We start from the raw sequence: 24,957 nt of genomic DNA, 5'->3' as shown, positions 1-24,957 counted from the left end.
GACGCCTTCAAGTCCGTCCGACGAAAAGATCGGATCTGCTGCCCGACATCTCCCATCCAAATGGGCCTCATTCAACAAGGATACCTGTTATGACTTCCAAGCTTGATCAACTCCGCGCCATGACGACGGTCGTGGCCGATACCGGCGATATCGAGGCAGTCGCTCGCCTGAAGCCGGTGGATTGCACCACCAACCCGACCATCGTGCTGAAGGCGCTTGGCACGCCGATGTTCGCCGACGCGATCAAGGAAGCCGTTTCCTGGGGCAAGAAGCAGGGCGGCGCCTCCGAAGCCGTCGTTGCCGCAGTTGCCGACCGTCTGGCGATCTCAGTCGGCGCAGCGCTCTCCGGCCTCGTTCCCGGTCGCGTCTCCACCGAAGTCGATGCCGACCTCTCCTTCAACACGGAAGCATCGCTTGCCAAGGCCCGCGCCATCATCGCCGCCTACAAGGAGCGCGGCATCGAGCGTGACCGCATCCTGATCAAGCTCGCCTCCACCTGGGAAGGCATTCGCGCCGCCGAAGTGCTGCAGAAGGAAGGCATCGACTGCAATCTGACGCTGCTCTTCAGCAAGGCCCAGGCGATTGCCTGCGCCGACGCCAAGGCGTTCCTGATCTCGCCCTTCGTCGGCCGCATCCTCGACTGGTACAAGAAGTCGACGGGCAAGGACTACACGGCCGAGGAAGATCCGGGCGTCATCTCGGTGCGCGACATCTACCATTACTACAAGGCCAACGACATCAAGACGATCGTCATGGGCGCCTCCTTCCGCAACACCGGCGAAATCGAAGCGCTGGCCGGCTGCGACCGTCTGACGATCAGCCCGAACCTGCTCGACGAGCTCTCCAAGGACGAAGGCAAGCTGGAGCGCAAGCTCTCGCCGGAGCCCAAGGGGTCGGTCGAAAAGATCGCCGTCGACGAGAAGACCTTCCGTTGGATGATGAACGAAGACGCAATGGCGACCGAGAAGCTCTCCGAAGGCATCCGCGCCTTCGCCAAGGACCTGGTCGCGCTGCGCACCATGGTCAGCAAGGAGCTGCAGCTCGCTGCCGCTTGAGGCGACTTGGCTTCCCCTCTTATGAGATGCGTTGTTAGAGAAGGGGTGCCGCAGGGATGCGGTGCCCTTTTTTGTTTTGGAAGATATGTCAGGGACTTCGCGCTTGCGGCACAGGTGCCGCGCACACAAATGCGCGATGGCCTACCGAAGAAACTCCGCCCTGACCTTCTCCGACTGCCCGCCGATCGTCGGCGCCGCTAGCCCATTTTTGGCTCGAACACCATTCACGCGGATGGGGCTAGCCGTCGTGCGCAGGGAAGTGCCGTCATCACGGGTTACCGTCTGCAGTATATCGAGCTGGCGGAAGGCGGCACTTTGCAGCAATTTCGGCCAATCCAGCACCTCCGCCGCCCAGATATCGGCCGGTTCCAGAATGGCGAGCCATTGCTGAACCGTCTTTTCGCGCAGGCGGCTGGCGATCATGCTCTTGATCTCGTCCCGATGCTGGAAGGCATCATCCGGCGCGTAACCGGCAAGCGCGGGCAGATCGAGCAGCGGCGCGAGTTTCGCGAGTGGCATCATCGCGATCGCCAGCCAGCCGTCGGCGCAGCGATAGACGCCATACGGCGCCGCGAGATAGGCGTGCGCATTGCGCACGGCGGATTTCTTCGGCAAGCGGCCTCCGTCGTTCAGGTGCGTGGTCAGCACTTCGAACTGAAAGTCGACCAGCGCCTCCAGCAAGCTCGTCTCTACATGTACGCCGCGGCCGGTGACGCCGCGCCGTACAAGGCCGGCGAGGATGGCCTGGACCAGGAGATTGCCGGCCAACATGTCGGCGATCGCAAGGCCGAACGGCACAGGCCCGTCATCCGCCTCGCCATTCAGCCACATGACGCCGGAGCGGGCCTGGGCCAGGAGATCCTGTCCGGGGAAATGTCGCCATTCATTGTCGGGGCCGTATCCGGTGATGCTGCCATAGACGACACGGGGATTGATCGCGGCAACGGCGGCATAGTCGAGGCCAAGCCTTTCGATGACGCCGGGGCGGAAGTTCTGGATGACGACGTCAGCCTTGGCGATCAGCGCGCGCAGTTCCTGCAGATCGCCCTCATCCTTCATATTGACCGCAAAGCTCTCCTTGCCGCGATTGATGGCGTGAAAGAGCGTGGAGTCGCCGCCGATCTCGGTGTCGCTCAGATAAAGCCGGCGGCAGAGATCGCCGCCATCGGGTCGCTCGATCTTGATGACGCGCGCGCCGAGATCGCCGAGCCGGAGCGCCGCCATCGGGCCGGCAAGAAACTGGCTCATATCCAGTACGATGATGCCGGAGAGCAGGCCCTCTTCGTGCTCGTTATTCATGTCGGACTTTCAGCGGCGGCGCGTCCGCCGGCCGACCGTTCCTGTAACGCACGGTCTGGATGTGCTCGCAATAGAGTACCAGCTCGCCTTCGCCCTTGAAAACTTCGTAAGAAGAGCGGATCAGGCCGAGCTCGGCATAATTCGGCTGCTTATCCAGATTGGTGCGGATGGTGTATATCGTCTCACCGATGAAGGTGGGCTTGATGAAGCGCAGCTTGTCGTAGCCATAGGAAAAGGCGTTGACGCAATTGGTGGCGACAAGCCCGAGGCCGGCGGAAAAGACGAAGGCACCGGCAACGAGCCGCTTGCCGAACAGGCCTTCGGTTTCGGCGAAGATCTGATCGCTGACGTAAGGATGCATATCAAGGACGAGCGCGTTGAACTGCTGTGACTCGCCTTCGGAGATCGTGCGGCGCAGCGAGCGTATCCTGTGGCCTATCTCGAAATCCTCATAGAACCAGTTCTCCGCGTTCCAAACGGGGATTTCGGCGTGATCGGCCGGCATGGTTTTCGGATGGGTGCTGGAGACGCCGACGGTGGCGGTCATGACATCGTCTTTCGGAAGAAACGCGCCTGGTCTCAGAGAGACCAGAGGCGCTTGGCATTCAGATGATAGAGCCGATTGCGTTCGTCGTTACTTACGCCTTGCATCAGAGTGTGGGTGGCGGCGACCCAGGTGGAGAGATTGCCGCCGAGCGTGCAGACCGGCCAGTCGCTGCCCCAGATGACGCGATCCCAGCCGAAGCTTGCGATGCAATGTTCGACGAAGGGACGCAGCGTTTCCGGCGTCCAGCTGTCCGGATCGGCATAGGCGACGACGCCGGAAATCTTGACGATGACATTCGGGCGCTTTGCCGCTTCTGTGATCCCCGCTGCCCAGCTTTCGCTGAAGCCATCCTTCACCGCCGGTACGCCGCAATGGTCGAGGACGAAGCGGATGTTGGGATTGAGGTCGATGAGTACGAGCGCCTTGGACATCTGATGCGGTAGGACACAGAGATCGAAGGTGAGCGGCGTGCCACCGAGCTGTTTCAGGTTCTCGCGGAAGAGGGCGCCCTCGGAGACGTCATCTGGCACGACATGCAGTACACGACGGAAACCTTTGACGAAGGGATCGGCGAGTACGCGTTCGAGATAGGCGGGAAAGTTCGTGCTTTCAGGGCGGCAGGCGGCGATGGCACCCCTGAGGAGGCTGCCGGGCTCACGGCTGAGGTCTTTGACGTAATCGGTTTCCCGCTCGATATCATCCTCGGCGACGTCGACCTCCATGTGAAGCGTATCGGTGATCCCGAGGCGCTTGGCCTCGCGCGCATAGTCTTCATAGAGGCTGTCGCGATTGAGCGTGCCGGCGCCGGCCAGCCAGGGATAGGCGAGACGGTTCCGGTCGACGATGTGCAAATGGCTGTCGAAGAGCATGGTGATCCTCCCATACCTGCTTGCTCAACATATACTCACAGAAGAATAGTTTATTCAAATAAAAATTACAGCTCGGCCTTATCGACCGTGCCGGCCACGGTTTCGGAGATCTCTTTTGCCGCTTCGCGGACATATTCGACCACCTGCTCGCGCGTAGGCGCCTTCGGGTTCACTGGCTCGATATAGGGGCAGGTGAGGGCGGCAAGCGCGTTGCCGTCCATCGCCAGCACGGGCGCGGAAATATTGTGTACGCCGCTCGTCTGCAGGCTGCTCATGGTTTCGAAGCCCTTTTCACGGATTGCCGCGAGCTTTTCCTCGAGATCTGCGGGCGGCTCCTCCGGATCCTGTTCCTGGCGTCTCTGCTCGTTGATCATCATCTGGCGCTGCTTTGCATCCCGGAATGCCAGAAGAATATGGCCGGAGCCGGTATTGTAGAGATTGATCTGCGCGCCGACGCGGATGGAGATGCCCCAATAGGTGGGAGAATCCTGCTGGGCAATGACGATCACCGAGCCGCGGTCGTAGATCGCCAGATGGCAGGCCTGCTCGGCACGGTTGGAGAACTCACGCATCAGCGGGGTCGCGAAGGAGACGAGGCGGCGCACCGGTGCATGATAATGCGCGAGCCCGAAGAGCTTCAGCGTCAGATAGAAGCGATCGCCATCCTGACGCTGTACGTAGCCGCGCCGCACAAGGCGATCGAGCATGCGATAGAATTCGTTGGGGCTCTTGTTGAGCGCCTTGGCGATTTCCGCCTGCGTCAGGCCACCATCGATCCTTGCCAGCAGCTCCAGAATGTCGAGCCCCTTGTCCAGCGCCGGCGCGCGGTAGCGGTCACTGTCGTCTTCTACGCTCATCAACAAGCCCCTATGCGAAGAAACATGAATCATCATTCATATATGAATGAAGACATTTTACAAGCGCGCGATCGCAGCTTGACGGCCAATGAATAAGATGTTTACTTATAAATCATCGATCCATATTTGGGTCGGGAGGACAATCGGACAAGGGTCCGGTCTCAGGGGAGGAACTTCGATGAGGAATTGGAAGGCCGGTCTTGCTGCCGGCATGATGGCATTGCTGGCGGGTACTTCGGTCTTCGCCGCCGATCTGCCGGGCAAATTTAAGGGTGTGACGATCGACGCCAAGCTCATCGGCGGCCAGCAATATGAGCCGCTTTATGCGCGCATCGCCGAGTGGGAGAAGGAGACGGGTGCCAAGGTCAACATTCTCTCCAAGAAGAACCACTTCGAACTCGACAAGGAAATCAAATCCGATATGGCATCGGGCAGCATCTCCTGGTGTGTCGGCTCGAACCATTCGTCCTTCGCGCCGCAGTATCCCGACCTCTACACCGACCTCGGCAAGCTGCTGCCGAAGGAAGAAATCAGCCAGTTCGTCGATTCGACCATCCAGGCCTCGACCATCGACGGCCGCCTGATCATGCTGCCGCGTGCGCAGTTTGACGTTTCGGCGCTCTACTATCAGAAGAGCCTCTACAAGGACGATGCCAAGAAGACGGCGTTCAAGGCGAAGTACGGCTACGATCTGGCGCCCCCGAAGACCTGGAAGGAAGTCTCAGATCAGGCGATCTTCTTCTCCAACCCGCCGAACTTCTTCGGCACGCAATTCCCCGGCAAGGAAGAGGCGATCAACGGCCGCTTCTATGAAATGCTGGTCGCCGAAGGCGGCGAATATCTCGACAAGGACGGCAAGCCTGCCTTCAATTCCGAAGCCGGCGTGCGCGCGCTCGACTGGTTCGTCAACATGTACAAGGCCAAGGCCGTTCCGGCCGGCACGACCAACTATCTGTGGGACGACCTCGGCGCCGGCTTCGCCTCCGGTTCGATCGCCCTCGATCTCGACTGGCCGGGCTGGGCAACCTATTTCAATGACCCGAAGTCTTCGAAGATCGCCGGCAATGTCGGTGTCGTCGTGCAGCCCGCCGGTTCCTCCGGCAAGCACACCGGCTGGTCCGGCCATCACGGCTTCTCGGTCACCGAAGCCTGCGCCCACAAGGATGCTGCCGCCTCGCTCGTCTGGTTCCTGACGAACGACGATTCGCAAAAGCTCGAAGCCGCCAACGGCACGCTGCCGACCCGCAAGGCGGTCTGGGATTGGGATATCCAGCAGGCGGCTTCCGATCCTTACAAGAAGGAAGTGCTGAGCACCTTCCAGGAAGCCATGAAATATGCCTTCCCGGTTCCGCGCACGCCACAATGGATCGAGATTTCCAACGTCGTTTATCCTGAGCTTCAGGCCGCGATCCTCGGCGACAAGAGCTCGAAGGAAGCGCTCGATGCCGCTGCTCAGAAGGCAACCGATGTCCTGAAGGACGCCGGCGCGCTCTAAGCGGTGCAATTGAAGCCCCGCGCCTTCAAGAGCGCGGGGCTTCCGCAATCTGACTTCGAGAATCGCTTTCGATCGGCACCGCTAGGCGCCATCCGCGTTGCCGGTTTTCTGCCGGGTCTCGTCCCAAGCAATTCATTCCACGCAGTCCGGGCCACGCTGCCGAGGAATGCCGACAGGTGCAAACCATGCTCAAAAGAATATCTCCACCGGTCCTGCTTCTTCTTCCGGCGATCATCGTCCTGGCGGCGGTGGTTCTGTTTCCGCTGCTGCTCTCCTTCTATTCCAGCTTCACGCCGTTTCGCCTGACGCGGCCGGCCACACTCTTCACCTTCATCGGTCTGCGCAACTACATGCGCATCCTTTCGGATCCGGTGTTCCTCGCCGCCTTCGTGCGCACCGTGGTGCTTTTGACGATCGCGCTCAATCTGGAAATGCTGCTTGGCCTCGGATTGGCTTTGCTGGTCAACAAGGCGACCTACGGCAAGCGCGTGCTGCGCACGCTGATGATGTTCCCGATGATGTTTTCGCCCGTTCTCGTCGGCTTTCAGTTCAAATTCATGTTCAACGACAATGTCGGCATTATCAACAATGCCCTGCAATCCCTGGGCATTACCGAGACGGCCATTCCCTGGCTGATCGATGGCAATCTGGCATTGTTTTCCATCGTCATTGCCGAAGTCTGGTCGTCGACGTCGGTCTTCGCGATCCTGATCCTAGCCGGTCTGCTTGCCATGCCGCAGGAGCCTGTCGAGGCCGCCAAGGTCGATGGCTGCACCAGCTGGCAGACCTTCCGCTACGTCACCTGGCCATTCCTGATGCCGTTTGCCTTCATCGCCATGACGATCCGCTCGCTCGACGTCGCCCGCGCCTATGACATCGTCAAGATCATGACCGATGGCGGGCCAGCGCGGCGCACGGAGCTGATCTGGACGCTGGTCGGGCGCACCGCTTATGCCGATGCGCAGATGGGGCTCGCCAATGCCATGGCCTATGTCTCGATCATCCTGTCGATCGTCTTCACCGTCTATTTCTTCCGTAAGCTGGCGCTTGCCCGCACCCAGATCGGAGCGGAGTGGTAATCATGGATCGCAACGCTCAACAACGCCTGCAGCGCCGCCTCTGGAAGGTCGCCTATCTCATCGGCCTCTTCCTCGCGATGCTTATCATCTGCCTGCCCGGTTTCTGGATCGTCATCAGCTCGCTACGGCCGACCGTGGAAATCATGGCGAAACCGCCGGTCTGGATCCCGCAGGAGCTGTCGCTGGAAGCCTATCGCGCCATGTTCAGCGGCGTCGGGCAGGGCGGCATTCCCGTCTGGGATTATTTCCGCAATTCGCTCATCATCTCCGTCACCTCGACCGCCATTGCGCTCGTCATCGGCATGTCCGGCGGCTATGCCTTCGCTCGCTTTCGTTTCGCAGGCAAGTCGGCCGTATTCCTCGGGCTGATGCTGACGCGTTCCGTGCCCGGCGTGGCGCTATCGCTGCCGCTCTTCATGGTCTATGCGCGGCTCGGCATCATCGACACGCATTTCGGCCTGATCCTCACCTATGTCGCACTGAACGTGCCCTTCACCATCTGGCTGATCGACGGCTTCTTCCGGCAGGTGCCGAAAGATCTCGCCGAGGCCGCGCAGATCGACGGCTGCACCCGCTGGCAGGCTTTCTGGCAGGTGGAATTTCCACTTGCCGGCCCGGGTATCGCATCGGCCGGCATCTTCGCCTTCCTTACCTGCTGGAATGAATATGCTCTCGCCTCGCAGCTGACGCGTTCCGTCGATTCCAAGACGCTGCCTGTGGGCCTGCTCGACTACACGGCCGAGTTCACCATCGACTGGCGCGGCATGTGCGCACTGGCGGTCGTGATGATCATTCCGGCGCTCGCTCTCACTTTCATCATTCAGAAGCATCTGGTGTCGGGTCTGACATTCGGTGCGGTCAAAGGTTGATCTCCATGGCTCAGGTTTCCCTCAAAAAACTCGTCAAGCGCTACGGCGCGCTGGAAATCGTCCACGGGATCGATCTCGACATCGCGGACAAGGAGTTCATCGCGCTCGTCGGCCCGTCCGGCTGTGGCAAGTCGACGACGCTGCGCATGATCGCCGGCCTGGAGAATGTCTCCGACGGCACGATCGAGATCGGCGATACGGTCGTCAACGACCTGCCGCCGCGCGACCGCAACATCTCCATGGTGTTCCAGTCCTACGCGCTCTATCCACATATGACGGTGCGCGAGAACATGGGCTTCTCGCTGAAGATCGCCAAACAGCCGCAGGCCGAGATCGACCGGCGCGTCAACGAGGCCGCTGCTATTTTGAGCCTCGAAGCGCTGATGGATCGCCGCCCGGCGCAGCTTTCCGGCGGCCAGCGTCAGCGCGTTGCCATGGGCCGCGCCATCGTGCGCCAGCCAGAGGTCTTCCTCTTCGACGAGCCGCTATCGAACCTCGATGCCAAGCTGCGCACGCAGATGCGCACCGAGATCAAGAAACTGCATGCGAAGGTGCAGTCGACGGTGGTCTACGTGACGCACGATCAGGTCGAGGCCATGACGCTGGCGGACCGCATCGTCATCATGCGCGATGGCCACATCGAACAAGTCGGCACGCCGGACGAAGTGTTCAAGCGGCCCGCCACCCGCTTCGTCGCCGGTTTCATCGGCTCGCCACCGATGAATATCGAAGAGGCGACGCTGAAGGCAGGCGAACTCACCTTCAAGAACGGTGATCGTCTGCCGCTGCCGAACCAGTTTGCCGGAAGGGTCAGGGAAGGAGAAAAGGTCGCCTTCGGTCTCAGGCCCGACGATATCTTCCCGACCGGCCACGGCCTGCATTCCGGCGTGGAATCGGCTGTCTACGAGCTGACCTTGCCGGTTGCCATCACCGAACCGCTCGGCAATGAAACGCTCGTCTTTGTCGAATTCGCCGGGCGCGAATGGGTGACGCGCATGCTCAATCCGCGCGCGCTGAAGAGCGGCGAACGGCTGAAGATGAGCTTCGATCTTAGCCAGGCACATCTCTTCTCCGCCGATACCGGCAAGAGCCTGGCAAACTGAGGAATAGCTCCCATGGCACGTATCGAGAAAATTGAACTGCGCATGGTCGACCTGCCGCCGAAAGTGAAGCGGACGGATGCGATCCAGAGCTTCGTCAGCCAAGAGACGCCGATCGTCACCATCACCGACAGCGATGGGGCAGTCGGCACCGGCTACAGCTATACGATCGGCACCGGTGGCTCGTCCGTCATGCGGCTGCTTTCCGACCATCTGGTGCCGCTGCTGATCGGCGAGGATGCCGATTGCATCGAGGCGATTTGGCACAGACTGGAATTCGCCACGCATGCTACGACGATCGGTCCCATTACGGCACTGGCGCTTGCGGCTGTCGATACCGCGCTTTGGGACCTGCGGGCCAAGAAGCAAGGTCTGCCGCTCTGGAAGCTTGCCGGCGGCGCTAGGGATCGTTGCCCGCTCTATACCACGGAAGGCGGCTGGCTGCACATCGAGAAGGAAGCCCTGGCCGAAGACGCCCTGCAGGCGAAGGCCAAGGGCTTTTCCGGCTCGAAGGTGAAGATCGGCAAGCCGCATGGCTCCGAGGATTACGACCGGCTGGCCGCGATGCGTCTGGCACTCGGCTCCGGCTTCGAGATCATGACCGACTGCAATCAGGGCTTCACCGTCGATGAGGCGATCCGGCGGGCGGCACGCTTGAAGGAACTGGACCTTGCCTGGATCGAGGAGCCGCTGCCGGCCGACGATCTCGATGGCCATATCCGGCTGACCCGATCGACGCCGACGCCGATCGCGGTGGGCGAATCCATGTATTCGATCCGGCATTTCCGCGAATACATGCAGAAGGGCGCCTGCTCGATCGTGCAGGTGGATGTCGCCCGCATCGGCGGCGTCACGCCCTGGCTGAAGGTGGCGCATGCGGCCGAAGCCTTCGACATTCCCGTCTGCCCGCATTTCCTGATGGAGCTGCATGTCAGCCTCACCTGCGCCGTGCCGAACGGCAAATATGTCGAATACATCCCGCAGCTCGACGACTTGACGACGAAGGGCATGGACATCGTCGATGGCAAGGCGGTGGCCCCATCAGAGCCCGGCATCGGCATTGCCTGGGATTGGGAAGCGGTGAAGGCGCGCTCGATCGGCGAATTCACCCGGGAAATTCACGGCTGAGGAGGAGCTTGCCATGCAGCGGATGGGAATGGTGATCGGCCTGGAGCCGGCCAAGGTGGCGGAATACAAGGCACTGCATGTGGCCGTCTGGCCCGAGATCCTGGCGCTGATCTCAGACTGCAACATCACCAACTATTCGATCTTCCTGAAGGAGCCGGAAAACCTGCTCTTCGGCTATTGGGAATATGTCGGCACGGATTTCGAGGCCGATATGGCCAAGATGGCTGCCAACCCGAAGAACCAGGAGTGGTGGTCCTTCTGCATACCCTGCCAGAAGCCCTTCGAGACCCGCAAAGAGGGCGAGTGGTGGGCCATGATGGAGGAGGTGTTTCATCATGATTAGGGATTGGAGTGGAACGGACCGCGAAGCGGTCACCTCCCCCTTGAGGGGGGAGGTCGCGCGGAACGCGCGGGTGGGGGTGATGCTCCGGGCGCATAGCGCTGCCGTTTTCGCACGAGGAGGGATCACCCCACCCCGGACCTTCGGTCCGACCCTCCCCCTCAAGGGGAGGGTGTCGTGACCTTCGATCCCAAATCCTTGCGCCAATGGTGGCCGATGCCGTCGCATCCTCGCTCCATCGTGATCTTCGGTGCCGGCAGCATCGTCGGCGACGCGCATCTTCCGGCTCATAAGCAAGCCGGCTTTCCGGTCGCGGGTCTTTACGATCCGAACGCCGAGAAGGCGGCGGCGCTGGCTGCTCGATGGGGCATTCGAGTTTTCGCCTCCGAAGCGGAGGCCCTTGCTGTCAAGGGCGCGATCTTCGATCTGGCGACGCCGCCGGCAGCGCATGCGACGATCCTTTCGAAATTGCCGCGCGGTTCCTTCGCGCTGATCCAGAAGCCGATGGGCAGTGATCTTGCCGGCGCCTCCGAAATCCTGCGGATCTGCCGCGAGCGGGATATCAAGGCGGCCGTCAACTTCCAGCTTCGCTTCGCGCCGATGATGCTGGCGCTCTACGATGCGGTGAACAAGGGCTATCTCGGCGAGGTCGTCGATTTCGACGCATGGCTGGCGCTTGCAACACCCTGGGGACTCTGGCCGTTCCTGAAAGGCCTGCCGCGGATCGAGATCGCCATGCACTCGATCCACTATCTCGATTTCATTCGCGGCTTGCTCGGCAATCCGCGAGGCGTTCATGCCAAGACCATCGGCCATCCCAATCACGATGTCGCGCAGACGCGGACGGCGGCGATCTTCGATTATGGTGACAAGGTTCGCTGCGTGCTCTCGGTCAATCATGACCATGATTTCGGCCGCAAGTTCCAGGCCTGCGAGTTTCGCATTTCCGGCACCAAGGGCGCTGCCTACGTCAAGCTCGGCGTCAATCTCGACTATCCCAGTGGCGAGCCGGACGAGCTGTGGATCCGCCCTGCCGGCGGCAGCGATTGGGTCGAGGTCAAGCTGGAGGGCGCCTGGTTCCCGGATGCCTTCGTCAATCGCATGGCCAACCTGCAGCGCTTCGCATCCGGTGAGGATCAGGAGCTGATCGGCTCGGTCGAGGATGCCTGGCAGACCATGGCGCTCGTCGAGGCCGCCTATCAGTCTAGCACCTTGCCGGCGACACCGATCGCGGAACTCCCAAAGGTTTGAGCAATGGCAGAGCAAACCATCTATTTAGAAGACTATGAACTCGGCCATGTCAGGGTGACCACCGGACGGACGATCACCGAAACCGATTTCGTTGTCCATGCCGGCCATACCGGCGATTTCTTCCCGCATCACATGGATGCGGAATTCGCCAAGACGTTGCCCGGCGGCCAGCGCATCGCGCATGGGACGATGATCTTTGCGATCGGCGTCGGACTGACGGCCTCGCTCATCAATCCCGTCGCCTTTTCCTATGGCTACGACCGGCTCCGCTTCGTCCGCCCGGTACATATCGGCGATACGATCCGCACCCGCGTCACCATTTCAGCGAAGGAGGATGATCCGAAGCGTCCGGCGTCCGGTCGTGTGGTCGAGCGTTGTGAAGTGCTGAACCAGCGCGACGAAGTCGTGCTTGCCGCCGATCACATCCTCGTCGTTGAACGCAAACCGGCAGCGGAGCAGGCATGATGGCGACGCTGAAGGGAATGACCTGGTCGCATCCGCGCGGCTACGATCCGATGATCGCCTGCTCGAAGGTGTGGCGGGAAAAGACCGGCGTCGAGATCGGCTGGGAAAAGCGGTCGCTGCAGGATTTCGAGACCTATCCGGTGGAAGAACTTGCCGCCCGATACGACCTCATCGTCATCGATCACCCGCATGTTGGCCAGATCACCCGCGAGAACTGCCTGCTGCCGCTCGACGACGTTGAACATGCGGATGAAATCGCGGCGATCGCGGCCGGCACCGTTGGGCGCTCCTATCAAAGCTACAACTGGCAAGGCCGGCAATGGGCCTTTCCGCTCGATGCAGCAACACAGGTGCAGGCCTATCGGCCTAGCCGACTGAGCGCGCCGGTCAAGGATCTCGCCGAATTCGTGACGCTCGCCAAGGAAGGCAAAGCGATCCTGCCGATGCGGCCGCCGCATTCGCTGATGACTTTCATCACGCTGGCTGCCCATCTCGGCACGCCCTGCAACATCGAAGGGCCGGATTTCATTGCCAAGGCTGATGGCGAAGCGGTGCTCGACTGGATCGCGCAGCTCGTTTCGGGCATGGATGCCAGCTGCTACGAAATGGATCCGATCGCCGTGCTCGACCTGATGGGCCAGCCTGACAGCCCCTATGTGGCGTCGCCTTTCATCTATGGCTACGTGAACTATTCCTTTGCTGGATTCAGGCCGGCGCGGATCGCTTTTTCAGATATGCCCGTGACCGATGGACGCGCGCCGAATGGCTCGGCACTCGGCGGCACCGGCATCGCCGTGTCGGCACGCACGCAAGCGCCTGAAGAGGCGAAGGCCTTTGCGCGCTGGATTGCGAGCGGGCCGGTGCAGGCGGGTGTTTATGCGAGTGGAAACGGTCAATCCGGCCATGCCGACGGCTGGGTCAGCGATGCGGTCAATGCGCCGGCGCTCGATTTTTATCGCAACACGCGTGCGACGCTGGAAGGCGCCTATGTGCGGCCGCGGCACGACGGCTACATGGCATTTCAAAGCGACGCATCCGCAGTGATTAGCGATGGACTGCGAACCGGAGAGCGGCATACAGTCCTCATCGACAAGCTGAACCGCCGTTTCGCGCAGTCCTTCGAAGCTTAGTGTGAGGCTGCGCCAACTGATTGTTATTGCATGATCTTATCCGAAATGCCGGCTACAGAGCCGGCGAAGTGGATGAGGTCATGATCCCGGAGGAAAGGATCAGGATTATGGGTCACGGGTTGGAAGGCAAGAAGGTCGTCATCACGGCGGCGGGGCAGGGGATCGGCCGGGCTTCGGCCGAGCGCTTCATCTCGCTTGGCGCGCATGTCTACGCCACCGACATCAACGAGCAGACGCTCTCGACGTTGGAAGGCGCCAGCAAGCATGTGCTGAATGTGCTTGACGGCACCGCCGTCAAGGCTTTCTCGCAAGAGGTCGGCCCTATCGACGTGCTCTTCAACTGTGCCGGCTTTGTCCATGCCGGCACGATCCTTGATTGCGAGGAGAAGGATTGGGATTTCTCCTTCAACCTCAATGCCAAGGCGATGTACACGACCTGCCGGGCCTTCTTGCCGGGCATGCTGGAGAAGGGCAAGGGCTCGATCGTCAACATGGCTTCGGTCGCTTCCAGCGTGAAAGGTGTGCCCAACCGCTTCGCCTATTGTGCCTCGAAGGCTGCCGTTATCGGGCTCACCAAGTCGATCGCTGCCGATTTCGTTGCGAAGGGCATCCGCGCCAATGCGATATGCCCCGGCACGGTCGACAGCCCCTCGCTGCATGAGCGGCTCAGGGCAACCGGCGACTATGACAAGGCAATGAAGGATTTCATCGCCCGCCAGCCGATGGGCCGCATCGCGACCGCCGAAGAGATCGCCGCTCTGGTGACCTATCTGGCCGGTGATGAGGCGGGCTTCACGACGGGTCAGATCCACGTCATCGACGGCGGCTGGACGGGCTGAGGCTTCCTTGTCGCAATCGGAGACCTCGTGTTGCGAGGCCTCCTTTTATTTGCCACTCTCGTTTGCGAATCGGTTTGTAACGGCGATTTGCGATCAGGAGAGCGGCATGGATGCGAACGGATTTTTGCATCGTTCCAGAGGTCTCGTGCTGTGGCGCAAGCACCATGTGATCGTGATCTCCGTGCTTGCCGGTATCGCCGTCTTCCTGTTTCTGACATCACGTGATCTCAATGCCAGCAACCTGTTGATCGCCTGGGACACGACCGCCGTCGTCTTTATCGTCTATAGCCTCTATCGGATGCTGACGGCCAATGCGCTTAGCATCCGCAAGCGCTCGGCCGACCTCGATTTTTCGGATGGATTCCTGCTTTTCCTGTCGATCGCGGCGGCAATCGCCAGCATTGGTGGCATTGCGCTGGATCTGCTTGGCGTCAAGGACGCCTCACCCGAAGTCGCTTTCTACCGCGTGATGATGGCGATCGTGACGATCCTGATTTCATGGACCTTCCTGCACACCCTGTTCACCATCCACTATGCGCATCGGTTCTATAGCATTCCGGGCAAGGGGCAGGGATTGAAATTCGCCGAGCCGGTGGAGGAACCGATCTATTGGGATTTCCTCTATTTCTCCTTCACCATCGGCGTTGCTGCACAGACGGCCGATATCGGCGTTTCCACCGTTTCGATGCGTAAGCTCGTGCTTCTGCACGCCATCCTCTCGTTCCTGTTCAACACGACGATCCTGGCGCTTGCGATAAATGTCGGGGCGAGCCTGATCTAGGCCCGCCCCGATGCATCGATGATCCCTGTCGTCAAACGACGGCGTTACCGGCCATCACGGCCAGGATCAGGAACACCAGGAATATGATCAGGAAGATGGCGAAGAGAACGCGCGCAATGGTTGCGGTTGCCGCCGATACCCCTGAAAAACCGAAAAAGCCGCTGATCAGCGAAATCACAAAGAAAATGAGAGCCCATTTCAGCATTTAGCAATCTCCTCTGCGTTGTACTTGTTGAAGACGCGGGAGGAGGGTGATTTGTTCCGAGGGCGGTTGGGTTTTGACGACGGCTCTGGAATTGTGGGGAGTGTGGCACCCCCCTCTGTCACTTCGTGACATCTTCCCACAAGGGGGGAGATTGTAACTTGCAGCGCTGCCATTGCAAAACAATGAGCATCGTATCGGCTGGGCTATTATGCTTTATCTTACGGACTGAATGATGCGCTCCAACGATCTCCCCCCTTGTGGGGGAGATGTCCCGAAAGGGACAGAGGGGGGTACAGCGGGGCCCCAAACTCAGGAAGGCTGGTTTGCGTCAAACCTCCCGTCACCCATGATTGATCATCACATGCCGGACGGCTGTATAGTCTTCGATAGCGTAGACTGACATATCCTTGCCGTAGCCGGATTGCTTGAGCCCGCCATGCGGCATTTCGTTGACCAGCATGAAGTGGGTGTTGATCCAGGTGCAGCCATATTGCAGGCGGGCAGCCGTCTGCATGCCGCGGCTGATGTCCTTGGTCCAGACCGAGGAAGCCAGGCCGTAGTCGCTGTCGTTAGCCCAGGCGACGGCATCCTCGGCATTGGTGAAGCGCGTCACCGAGACCACAGGGCCGAAAACTTCGCGGCGGACGATCTCGTCATCCTGCGTAGCGCCGGCGACGACGGTCGGGGCATAGAAGAAGCCGCGCTCGCCGGAAATCTTGCCGCCGGTGGTGATCTCCATGTGCTTGTGTTCGGCGGCGCGGGTGACGAAGCTTTCGACGCGGTCGCGCTGGCGCTTGGAGATCAGCGGGCCGATCTCGTTCTCGGTGTCGTCAGCGAGGTTGAACTTGATGCTTGACACGGCTGACGTCAGATCCGCGACGAAGTTGTCATAGACTTTTGCGTCGGCATAGATGCGGCAGGCAGCGGTGCAGTCCTGGCCGGCATTGTAGTAACCGAAGGTGCGGATGCCGGCGACCACGGCGTCGATATCGGCATCGTCGAAGACGATGACGGGAGCCTTGCCGCCGAGCTCGAGATGCGTGCGCTTGACCGTCTTGGCCGCAGCCTGCAGGACCTTCTTGCCGGTAGCGACATCGCCGGTGATGGAAACCATGCTGATCTTCGGATGGTTGATCAGCGCATTGCCGACGCTCTCGCCGCGGCCGAGGATGACGTTGACGACGCCCTCGGGAAGGATATCCGCCAGCAGCTTCGCCATCTTCAGCGCCGTCAGAGGCGTCTGTTCGGAAGGCTTGAAGACGACGGTGTTGCCACCGGCAATGGCTGGCGCCAGCTTCCAGGCCATCATCATCAGCGGATAGTTCCAAGGCGCGATGGAGCCCACGATGCCGATCGGATCGCGGCGGATCATCGAGGTATGGCCGGGCAGATATTCGCCGGCGACCGGGCCGTGCAGGTTGCGCACCGCGCCGGCAAAGAAGCGGTAGCAGTCGACAATCGCCGGGATCTCATCATTGAGCACGGCGTTGATCGGCTTGCCGCAGTTCAGCGCCTCCAGGGCTGCGAAACCTTCGGCATCGCGCTCGATGGCATCGGCGATCTTGAGGAGATAGGCCGAACGCTGGCTTGGCGTCGTCTGCGACCAGCTCGTGAACGCCTTTTCGGCGGCATCGACGGCGGCATCGATCTGCCCGAGCGACGCCTCGGGCAAGTTGAGCACCGTCTCGCCTGTCTTCGGGTTGAGGACGCGTTCTTCCGTTTCCGTGCCGGCTTCGAAGCGGGAGCCGATCAGCATTTGGGTATCCATTATTCTCTCCCTTTCATTTGCCGCCGCCGGCGATCTGATCGCCGTCGCGGGTGAGATAGTAGGCTGCCAGGATCGGCAGGAAAGTGACGAGCACGACGACCATGGCGACGACGTTGGTCACCGGTCGCTGGCGCGGACGGATGAGTTCCTCCAGCATCCAGATCGGCAGGGTCATCTGCTGGCCACCGGTGAAGGTGGTGACGATGACTTCATCGAAGGACAGCGCGAAGGCGAGCATGCCGCCCGCAAGCAGCGCCGTGCCGATATTCGGCAGGACGACATGGCGGAAGGTCTGGAAGCCATCGGCGCCGAGATCCATCGAGGCCTCGATCAGCGAGCCGGAGGTGCGGCGGAAGCGGGCGACGGCGTTGTTATAAACCACGACGACGCAGAAGGTGGCATGGCCGAGAATGATCGTCCAGACCGAGAAGGGGATGTCGAACAGGCTGAAGGCGGAGCGCAGCGCAATGCCGGTGATGATGCCGGGCAGCGCGATGGGCAGGATGACCAAGAGCGAGATCGCCTCGCGGCCGAAGAATTTCGTCTGGCTGACGGCGGCGGCGCAGAGCGTGCCGAGGATCAATGCGATGATGGTGGCGATGGTCGCGACCTGCACCGACAGCGCCAGCGCCGACCAGACATCCGGCCTGTTCCAGGCGATGCCGAACCATTGCAGGGTCAGCCCCGGCGGCGGCCACTGATAGCTCTTTTCTTCTATCGTGAAGGCATAGACGAAGATCAGCAGGATCGGCAGATGCAGGAAGAGGAGGCCGCCAGCGGCTGCGATCTTCAAAGGCAAGGAGGCGCGTTGGCCACGATCAGAGCGCATCGAAAGCTCCCTGCTTTTTGGCGATCCAGAGATAGATGGCCATGATGACGATCGGCACGACCGAGAAGGCGGCGGCCAGCGGTACGTTGCCGGCAGTTCCCTGCTGCGTATAGACGGCCTGGCCGATGAAGAGGCGCGAGGAGCCGATGATCTGCGGGATGATGTAATCGCCTAATGTCAGCGAGAAGGTGAAGATGGAGCCGGCGACGACGCCCGGCAAAGCGAGCGGCAGCAGAACCGTGCGGAAGGTCTGGTTCGGCGTCGCGCCGAGATCCGAGGAGGCTTCCAGCAGGTTCGCCGGCACGCGCTCAAGTGCTGCCTGCGTCGGCAGAATCATATAGGGCAGCCAGATATAGACGAAAACGAGAAAGGTGCCGATGTAGCTCACGGAGAGCGAGTTGCCGCCGATGATCGGCAAGGCAAGCACGCCGTCGAGCAGCCAGCCGAGATGCAGTTTGTCGAAGATCCAGGTGAGGATGCCTTCCTTGGCGAGGATCAGCTTCCAGGCATAGACCTTGACGAGATAGCTCGACCAGAGCGGCAGCATGACGCCAAGATAGAACAGCGCCTTCCATTTTCCCTGGGCATAGCGCGCGGCGTAATAGGCGATAGGGAAGGCGACGAAGGCGGATGCGACGGTCACGAGGGCGGCCATCACGACCGTGCGCAGGATGATATCGAAATTCGCCGAGTTCAGCAGCTGGGCATAGGTCGAGAGGGTGAATTCGTAGTTCACCATTCCCGAGAAGTCGTCGATCGAGAAGAAGCTCTGCAGCAAGAGCGCGATCAGCGAGCCGATATAGATGATGCCGAGCCAGAGCAGCGGCGGCGTCAGCATCAGGAAGAGGAATAGTTTCGGGCGGCGCCAGAAGAGATCCGAGAGGCGGCCGAAGACGCCGCCGCGGCGCGGCAGGATCGAGGCCGGCGCCCGGCTCGACGAGGCGGGGAAGGCGGCGGCGTTCATGCGGCGTCGTCCATATAATGAACATCCGCCGGCAACCAGGCGAGGCGGATGGCGGCGCCGGTATCCGGAGCCGGCTGGCCAGCGGGTACGGTCACATGCAGGCGGGCGCCATTCGTCTCGACCGAGAGGCGGGTAGCGGCACCGAGAAAGCTCGTTGCTTTCACGGTGGCCACCACGCCGCTCCCCTCAGTCAACCGGATGGCCTCGGGGCGCAGGCTTGCCCAGCGCCGCTCGCCGCCGAGCGACGACATGGTTTCGGGGGCGATGACATTGGAGGAGCCGACGAAATCGGCGACGAAGCGGGTCTTTGGTCGCTGATAGATGTCGTGCGGCGTGCCCTGCTGCACGATGCGGCCGTCGTTGAAGACAGCGACGCGGTCGGCCATGGACAGGGCCTCGCCCTGATCGTGGGTGACGAAGACGAAGGTGATGCCGAGCGCCCGCTGCAGGCTCTTCAGTTCCTCCTGCATCTGCTCGCGCAGTTTCAGGTCGAGCGCGCCAAGCGGCTCATCGAGCAGCAGTACCTTCGGCTTGTTGACGAGCGCGCGGGCGAGCGCCACACGCTGGCGCTGACCGCCGGAGAGCTGGCCGGGGCGACGCGCGCCATAACCCGGAAGCTTCACCAGTTCCAGCGCCTGCTCGGCTGCCTTCAGCCGTTCGGCCTTGCCGACACCCTTGACCATCAGCCCATAGGCGACGTTGTCGAGGATATTGAGGTGCGGAAAGAGCGCATAATCCTGGAAGACCGTGTTGACGTTGCGCCTATAGGGCGGCACGCCTTCGGCGGTTTCGCCGAAGATTTCGATATGGCCACCCGTGGGCTGCTCGAAGCCGGCAATCAGTCTGAGGCAGGTAGTCTTGCCGGAGCCGGAAGGGCCGAGCATGGCGAAGAATTCGCCGGGCGCGATCTCCAGATCGACGCGGTCCACAGCGCGGACCTGGCCGAAATGGCGCGACACCTGCTGAAAACGAACGGCGGTCATGGGGTGCTCCAGGGGTACTTGTTTTCCTTCTCCCCAGTGGGGAGAAGGTGCCCGATAGGGCGGATGAGGGGCTGAAGAGCGGAGTGAAGCGGAGGGTGAGCGGCAAGCGAAACGCAGCTTTTGCTATGCTGCGCCACCCCCTCATCCGACCCTTCGGGCCACCTTCTCCCCGAGGGGAGAAGGTAAGTTCCTACCGCCCGCCGATCACGCCGATATAGTCGGAGACCCAGCGGTGATAGGGCACGCATTCGCCCTGCGTGCTGCATTTCGCGACGGGCGTCTTCCAGAACTTGATCTTGTCGAAGTGATCATAACCGTTGGTGGCGCAGCCGCTGTCGGTCAGGAGTTCGTTGCCCTTGCAAGCTGCCGGAACCGAGGGTACGGCGCCGAACCAGGCGGCGGCATCGCCCTGAACCTTGGCCTGCAGGGAGTGCTCCATCCACATATAGGCGCAGTTCGGATGCTCGCTGTCGGCATGCAGCATGGTGGTGTCGGCCCAGCCCGTAGTCCCCTCATCCGGGAAGGTGGAGGCGATCTTCTGCTTGTCGGCTTGCAGCAGGTTCACCTGGAACGGCCAGGAGCCGGAGGCGACGACGCCTTCGTTCTTGAAGTCGTCGGTCTGGATCATCGCATCATGCCAATAGCGGCTGACGATCTTGCGCTGGCCACGCAGCAGCTCGAGGGCGGCCTTGTACTGATCTTCGTTGAGCTCGTAGGGGTCCTTGATGCCCAACTCCGGCTTGTGGGCCATGAGATAGAGGGCTGCATCGGCAATATAGATCGGCCCGTCATAGGCCTGCACGCGGCCCTTGTTTGACTTACCATCAGGCAGCGTTGTTTCTTCGAAAACGATATTCCAGCTCTTCGGCGCCTGACCCTTGAAGGCGTCCGTGTTGTACATCAGCACGTTCGGCCCCCAGAGATAGGGCACGCCATAGTGAACGCCGTTGACCGTGTGCCAGGGGGCATTCTTCAGGCGTTCGTCGAGGTTCTTCCAGCTCGGGATCAGATCGGTGTTGATCGGCTGGACGCGCTTGCCGGCAACGAGTCTCAGCGACGCATCACCGGAAGCGGTCACGAGGTCGAAGCCGCCTTCGTTCATCAGCGCGACCATTTCGTCTGAGGTCGCGGCGGTCTTGACGCTGACCTTGCAGCCGGTCTCCTTTTCGAAACCGGTAACCCAATCGTAATTCTTGTCGCTTTCACCGCGCTCGATATAGCCGGCCCACGCGACGATGCTCACCGCACCTTCGCCCTTGCCGAGCGTCTTCAACGGTTCGGCGGCAATGACCTGCGTGGCGAAACTTAAGCATGCGAGTGCGGCCGTGCATGATTTCAGCAGATGCTTCATCGGACTCTCCCGGTTTTTAAGCCTTGATGGCGTGGAGCCAGTGGCTGGCTTCCTGTTCCCGGAAGAAAAGGTGACGCTATTTCACCGCATTCGCAAATTCATTTATCAGAAAGGCGATATCGGAAATTCCGATTCCCGGCGCGTACGCGTGAGCTAGGAATAAGCTCGTGCTACCGCTGCCGGCCCGAGCGCATGCTTTCTGCGACGCCGACGAAGTCGCGGGCGGCCTGCGGCAGGCTCGAGCCCTTGCGCCAGACCATGCCGACCTGCACCACAGGCAGCGAGCCGGAGACGTCGCGGCTTTCGATGCGGTCGCCTTCCAGCGACCAGGGGCGATAGACGAGATCCGGAAGGAGAGCGACGCCCGCGCCTGTCGCAACCAGGCTGCGCACTGCTTCGACAGAACGGGTTCGGAAGGCAACATGGGGGCGGGCGCCGAGCGCCGTCAGCAGCTTGCCGGTATTTTCCTCGATCTCGTCGATGGTCAGCATGATCAGTGGCTCGCGGCTGATGTCGGCGACACTGATGATGTCGGCCGAGACCAGGGGATGACCCATTGGCAGCCAAAGACGATAAGGCGAAGTCTCAAGGATCTCCGCCTGCAGGGCCATGCGATCGCGAAGGTTGGAGATGACCATGACGGCAACGTCTAGTTCACCGCCCACCAGAAGATGTTCCAGATAGCCGCCGTTGTCCTCGATGGCGCTGACCTCGACACCGGGGCAGGCGCGGCGATAGCGCGCCAGAAGATCGGACAGAACATAGCCGGCGACAAGCGATGTCACGCCGATATTCAGCGTACCGCCGGCCTCGTTCCGCTTGCCGGAAAAGCTGGTGCGGGCATCGGAAACGGTCGCGAGGATCTTCGTCGCATGGCGCAGGAACTGGTGACCGTTATGGGTGATGGAGAGACCGCGCGGATGGCGCTCGAACAGCTCGACGCCCAGATCGCTTTCGAGCTCCTTGAGGGCTTCCGTGACGGATGATTGCGAGATGGACAGGTTCTGTGCAGCGCGCGTCACGGAGCCTTGTTCCGCTACGGCGACGAAGTATTGCAGCTGTCTCAGGGTGAAAGCCATGCTCCGGTTAGAGCATGTTCGCGGCGTGAAAGGCAAGCATCCGCCAATCCTGTGAAAGTTCGGACCTTTTTTGGTAGCAATGCCGCCAGAGTTGCAAGTTTCACGTCCGTTTTAAGTATTCCGAAACGCCCTCTGCCTAACGTGAGGGTTGATCATCTTTGTCGGCTTGGAGTGGTCTATGCTGGAGCAGTTGGCGTGAGCGCCTTACTGCATATTTTCCGGGCACACCGGAAGTTTGTCGTCATGATCGGCGGAGTGGCCCTGCTCGTGGGCTCCTCCGGCGTTTTGGCGCTTTCTATCGGCAAGGACAAATTGCTCGATTTAGCGTCGGCTTCCCCCAACGGGCTTCAATGCCTGGATGTCAATCTCGTCACCATCCGCAAGGAAAACCGCTTCTGGGTGCGTAAATATATCCGCACGGAACCGACCGATGGCCTGACACGGGTCAGGACCGCGCTCAGGGTCGCCAAGGCTGTGTATCAGGAGCAGAAGCCGGATCTCGTTCAGGTTGTGGTTCTCGACAAGAACGGACCGACGCTGCGCTCCGACATACGTGGCCGGGCGCTGGGCGCCGACGTGGTCTACGTGCCGCACCCGGACAAGCTCGTCGACGGCAGCTCCGAGGTGCCGGTGACGGCGCGCTACTATGATGGCGGCGCCAGCAATGCCGGCCTGTTCTACGGTGAGCAGGTCACCATGCTGCCGCAGGATATCGATGCCGCGCTTGCCGAATTGAAGGACTATAGCGATTGCGACAACGCGCTGACGAGCGACAATGGTGCCGCGACCGCGAAGAAGGACAAGATGAAAGCGGCGATCGCTGCGGAAGAAAAGGCAGCGGCAAAAGAAGAACAGCATGATGCCAAGCCGTCGCTGCCGGAGCCGAAATCGACCGGCAATGTGCGGCCCGGTTATGACGACAACGGCGAATTCATCGGCGCCGATGCCCGCGACAAGGAAAAGACTCCGTCACCGCGACTGGACCCGACCATGACGGGTGCCGCGGACCGCCGATCGCCCATCACGAATTGACGCCATCGTCCCTGTTGCAGATTGGGCGGTTCCGCGAAACGCTGAAACGCCCAATCTGTTTGTTCTTGCGCAATTCCGGACGAAAAAGCGCCACGCGCTTTCCTTGAATTGTTCTGGCGTCTGAAATCGCCGGATCAATCGGCCTTGTTGCGACGGGCCGGGAAGAGGATGATGTCGCGGATCGACGGCGAGTTGGTCAGAAGCATGATGAGGCGGTCCACGCCGATGCCGAGGCCGCCTGCGGGCGGCATGCCCTGGTCGATGGCATCAAGGAATTCCTCGTCGAGTTCCTTCTGCTTTTCACCGCGCGCATGCGCCTGCTCGAGCTGCTCGACCATGCGGGCGCGCTGCTCTTCCGGATCGTTGAGTTCCGAGAAGGCATTGCCGAGTTCCCAGGCGTTGCAATAGGTCTCGAAGCGCTCGACGAGGCGCGGTTCGCCCGGTACTTCCTTGGCGAAGGGCGAGATGTCCTTCGGGAAATGCGTGACGTGCGCCGGCTGGATCAGCGTGCCCTCGACTTTCTCTTCGAAGATGAAGGCAAGGCATTCGCCCCAGGTTGCATCCTTCTCGACGGTAAAGCCGGCAGCCTTGGCGGCGTCGCGGGCTTCTTCGTCGGTCTTGATCGCCAGGAAATCGATACCGGTCGCTTCCTTGACGGCATCGGGCATCGGCACGCGGCGGAACGGGCCCTTGAAGGAAATCTGCTTGTCTCCGAAGGCGAATTCCGTGCTGCCGTGGATCGACATGGCGAGCGTCGAGAACAGCCGCTCGACGAGATCCATCATGTCCTCGTAGTCGGCATAGGCCCAATAGCACTCCATCATGGTGAATTCTGGATTGTGCCGGGTGGAGACGCCTTCGTTACGGAAATTGCGGTTGATTTCGAAGACTTTGTCCGCGAGGGCCGAAACCAGGGTGCGCTTCAGGAACAACTCCGGAGCGATGCGCAGGTACATGTCAAGCTTCAGCGTGTTGTGATGCGTCTTGAACGGCTCGGCGGTGGCACCGCCATAGACCGAATGCAGCATCGGCGTCTCGACTTCCATGAAGCCGTCATCTTCCATGAAACGGCGGATGCCAGAGACGATCCGGCTGCGCTGCTGGAAGCGGAGCTTCGATTCCTCGTTGGTCATGATGTCGAGATGGCGCTTGCGATAGCGCAGCTCGATATCGGAAAGGCCGTGCCACTTTTCCGGCATCGGCAGCAGCGACTTGGTCAGCATGGTGATCTGCTGGGCGTTGATCGTGAGCTCACCGCGCTTGGTGCGGCGCACTATGCCGGTGACGCCGATGATGTCGCCGATATCGATCATCGGCAGCAGGGAGCGGGCCTCTTCCGAGGTCACGTCCTTGTGGCTGAAGATCTGGATCTTGCCGGAGGCGTCGTGGATATCCATGAACATGCCGGAGTTGCGCGAGGAATAGACGCGGCCGGCAACGGTGACGACATCGCCGGTTTCCGTATCCGGCTCCAGGCCCTCGTATTTCGCAGCGAGCTCGGCATTGGTCATGGTCCGGTGGAAATGCGCCGGATAGACGTCGCCGATCTGTTCGCGCAGCAGCTTCAGCTTCTGGCGGCGAACTTCCGTTGCGTCGGAGGAGAGGGCGGATGCTTCGGTCTTGTCGTTCATGGTTTTAAAGT

The 24,957-nt window shown here is 61.0% G+C and carries 25 protein-coding genes; 13 read left to right on the top strand and 12 right to left on the bottom strand.

Annotated features, from left to right (window positions below; translation table 11 throughout):
• Nucleotides 1–89 precede the first annotated feature (89 nt).
• Nucleotides 90–1,055 (top strand): transaldolase, encoded by a 966-nt coding sequence (gene tal, locus PH552_RS25365; protein ID WP_112343216.1) that lies wholly within the window; start codon nt 90–92, stop codon nt 1,053–1,055.
• A 141-nt stretch (nt 1,056–1,196) separates the two neighbouring features.
• Here the strand turns inward: tal and PH552_RS25360 are convergent, their stop codons facing one another.
• The 4 genes from PH552_RS25360 to PH552_RS25345 form a co-directional block, all read right to left on the bottom strand.
• Nucleotides 1,197–2,354, bottom strand: coding sequence for a CaiB/BaiF CoA transferase family protein (locus PH552_RS25360; protein WP_113249531.1), 1,158 nt, complete (start codon nt 2,352–2,354; stop codon nt 1,197–1,199).
• Complete coding sequence (locus PH552_RS25355) at nt 2,347–2,901, bottom strand: MaoC family dehydratase (RefSeq protein WP_113249532.1); 555 nt, start codon at nt 2,899–2,901, stop codon at nt 2,347–2,349. The genes PH552_RS25360 and PH552_RS25355 overlap by 8 nt, the downstream gene beginning before the upstream one ends.
• Nucleotides 2,902–2,933: 32 nt before the next feature.
• Nucleotides 2,934–3,770 (bottom strand): amidohydrolase family protein, encoded by an 837-nt coding sequence (locus PH552_RS25350; protein ID WP_113249533.1) that lies wholly within the window; start codon nt 3,768–3,770, stop codon nt 2,934–2,936.
• 65 nt (nt 3,771–3,835) lie between these two features.
• Nucleotides 3,836–4,627, bottom strand: coding sequence for an IclR family transcriptional regulator (locus PH552_RS25345; protein ID WP_112343220.1), 792 nt, complete (start codon nt 4,625–4,627; stop codon nt 3,836–3,838).
• Nucleotides 4,628–4,838: 211 nt separating this feature from the next.
• Here PH552_RS25345 and PH552_RS25340 point away from each other — a divergent pair, with 211 nt between their 5' ends.
• From PH552_RS25340 to PH552_RS25290, 11 genes are all read left to right on the top strand, one after another.
• Nucleotides 4,839–6,122 (top strand): type 2 periplasmic-binding domain-containing protein, encoded by a 1,284-nt coding sequence (locus PH552_RS25340; RefSeq protein ID WP_483315505.1) that lies wholly within the window; start codon nt 4,839–4,841, stop codon nt 6,120–6,122.
• A gap of 185 nt (nt 6,123–6,307) precedes the next feature.
• Nucleotides 6,308–7,201 (top strand): carbohydrate ABC transporter permease, encoded by an 894-nt coding sequence (locus PH552_RS25335; protein WP_112343222.1) that lies wholly within the window; start codon nt 6,308–6,310, stop codon nt 7,199–7,201.
• A gap of 2 nt (nt 7,202–7,203) precedes the next feature.
• Nucleotides 7,204–8,070: a carbohydrate ABC transporter permease gene (locus tag PH552_RS25330; RefSeq protein ID WP_095435887.1), complete on the top strand. Its 867-nt coding sequence runs from the start codon at nt 7,204–7,206 to the stop codon at nt 8,068–8,070.
• Between the two features lie 5 nt (nt 8,071–8,075).
• Nucleotides 8,076–9,173, top strand: coding sequence for an ABC transporter ATP-binding protein (locus PH552_RS25325; RefSeq protein ID WP_183764746.1), 1,098 nt, complete (start codon nt 8,076–8,078; stop codon nt 9,171–9,173).
• Nucleotides 9,174–9,185: 12 nt separating this feature from the next.
• The gene (locus PH552_RS25320; RefSeq protein ID WP_285166337.1) at nt 9,186–10,298 is read left to right on the top strand and encodes a mandelate racemase/muconate lactonizing enzyme family protein; all 1,113 of its coding nucleotides are present in this window, start codon (nt 9,186–9,188) and stop codon (nt 10,296–10,298) included.
• A 13-nt stretch (nt 10,299–10,311) separates the two neighbouring features.
• Complete coding sequence (locus PH552_RS25315; protein ID WP_113249537.1) at nt 10,312–10,641, top strand: L-rhamnose mutarotase; 330 nt, start codon at nt 10,312–10,314, stop codon at nt 10,639–10,641.
• A 213-nt stretch (nt 10,642–10,854) separates the two neighbouring features.
• Nucleotides 10,855–11,889: a Gfo/Idh/MocA family protein gene (locus PH552_RS25310; RefSeq protein WP_113249556.1), complete on the top strand. Its 1,035-nt coding sequence runs from the start codon at nt 10,855–10,857 to the stop codon at nt 11,887–11,889.
• 3 nt (nt 11,890–11,892) lie between these two features.
• A complete protein-coding gene (locus tag PH552_RS25305; protein WP_113249538.1) occupies nt 11,893–12,354 on the top strand; it encodes a MaoC/PaaZ C-terminal domain-containing protein in 462 nt (153 codons plus the stop codon).
• Complete coding sequence (locus tag PH552_RS25300; protein WP_285166335.1) at nt 12,351–13,484, top strand: extracellular solute-binding protein; 1,134 nt, start codon at nt 12,351–12,353, stop codon at nt 13,482–13,484. The genes PH552_RS25305 and PH552_RS25300 overlap by 4 nt, the downstream gene beginning before the upstream one ends.
• Before the next feature lie 107 nt (nt 13,485–13,591).
• Nucleotides 13,592–14,323 carry an SDR family oxidoreductase gene (locus tag PH552_RS25295; RefSeq protein WP_113249540.1) on the top strand — a complete coding sequence of 244 codons (732 nt, stop codon included), beginning with the start codon at nt 13,592–13,594 and terminating at the stop codon, nt 14,321–14,323.
• A gap of 106 nt (nt 14,324–14,429) precedes the next feature.
• The gene (locus PH552_RS25290) at nt 14,430–15,104 is read left to right on the top strand and encodes a DUF1345 domain-containing protein (RefSeq protein WP_113249541.1); all 675 of its coding nucleotides are present in this window, start codon (nt 14,430–14,432) and stop codon (nt 15,102–15,104) included.
• Nucleotides 15,105–15,135: 31 nt separating this feature from the next.
• Here PH552_RS25290 and PH552_RS25285 read toward each other — a convergent pair whose 3' ends face one another.
• The 7 genes from PH552_RS25285 to PH552_RS25255 all read right to left on the bottom strand — a co-directional run bounded on the left by PH552_RS25285 (nt 15,136) and on the right by PH552_RS25255 (nt 22,283).
• Nucleotides 15,136–15,309 (bottom strand): DUF1328 domain-containing protein, encoded by a 174-nt coding sequence (locus PH552_RS25285; protein WP_015341190.1) that lies wholly within the window; start codon nt 15,307–15,309, stop codon nt 15,136–15,138.
• A gap of 340 nt (nt 15,310–15,649) precedes the next feature.
• Nucleotides 15,650–17,077 carry a gamma-aminobutyraldehyde dehydrogenase gene (locus PH552_RS25280; protein WP_183764752.1) on the bottom strand — a complete coding sequence of 476 codons (1,428 nt, stop codon included), beginning with the start codon at nt 17,075–17,077 and terminating at the stop codon, nt 15,650–15,652.
• Between the two features lie 13 nt (nt 17,078–17,090).
• Nucleotides 17,091–17,906, bottom strand: coding sequence for an ABC transporter permease (locus PH552_RS25275; protein ID WP_113249543.1), 816 nt, complete (start codon nt 17,904–17,906; stop codon nt 17,091–17,093).
• Nucleotides 17,896–18,870 carry an ABC transporter permease gene (locus tag PH552_RS25270; RefSeq protein ID WP_112343233.1) on the bottom strand — a complete coding sequence of 325 codons (975 nt, stop codon included), beginning with the start codon at nt 18,868–18,870 and terminating at the stop codon, nt 17,896–17,898. Before PH552_RS25270 ends, PH552_RS25275 begins: the two co-directional genes overlap by 11 nt.
• Nucleotides 18,867–19,853, bottom strand: a complete 987-nt coding sequence (locus PH552_RS25265; RefSeq protein WP_113249544.1) for an ABC transporter ATP-binding protein — start codon at nt 19,851–19,853, stop codon at nt 18,867–18,869. Before PH552_RS25265 ends, PH552_RS25270 begins: the two co-directional genes overlap by 4 nt.
• A gap of 190 nt (nt 19,854–20,043) precedes the next feature.
• Entirely contained in the window at nt 20,044–21,204 is a 1,161-nt protein-coding gene (locus PH552_RS25260; protein WP_112343235.1) for an ABC transporter substrate-binding protein, read from the bottom strand.
• Nucleotides 21,205–21,374: 170 nt separating this feature from the next.
• Nucleotides 21,375–22,283: a LysR family transcriptional regulator gene (locus PH552_RS25255; protein WP_112343236.1), complete on the bottom strand. Its 909-nt coding sequence runs from the start codon at nt 22,281–22,283 to the stop codon at nt 21,375–21,377.
• A 195-nt stretch (nt 22,284–22,478) separates the two neighbouring features.
• Between PH552_RS25255 and PH552_RS25250 the strand changes: the two genes are divergently transcribed.
• Nucleotides 22,479–23,315 carry a hypothetical protein gene (locus PH552_RS25250; protein WP_113249545.1) on the top strand — a complete coding sequence of 279 codons (837 nt, stop codon included), beginning with the start codon at nt 22,479–22,481 and terminating at the stop codon, nt 23,313–23,315.
• A 134-nt stretch (nt 23,316–23,449) separates the two neighbouring features.
• On the opposite strand, the gene lysS is transcribed toward PH552_RS25250, so the two are convergent.
• Nucleotides 23,450–24,946 (bottom strand): lysine--tRNA ligase, encoded by a 1,497-nt coding sequence (gene lysS, locus PH552_RS25245; protein ID WP_113249546.1) that lies wholly within the window; start codon nt 24,944–24,946, stop codon nt 23,450–23,452.
• Nucleotides 24,947–24,957 lie beyond the last annotated feature (11 nt).

It is taken from the genome of Rhizobium aureum (assembly GCF_030182495.1).
In the GTDB taxonomy this organism is placed as follows: Bacteria; Pseudomonadota; Alphaproteobacteria; order Rhizobiales; family Rhizobiaceae; genus Rhizobium; species Rhizobium tropici_C.
The sequence above is the reverse complement of the archived record's forward strand: the minus strand, read 5'-3'. Positions and strand labels throughout refer to the sequence as shown.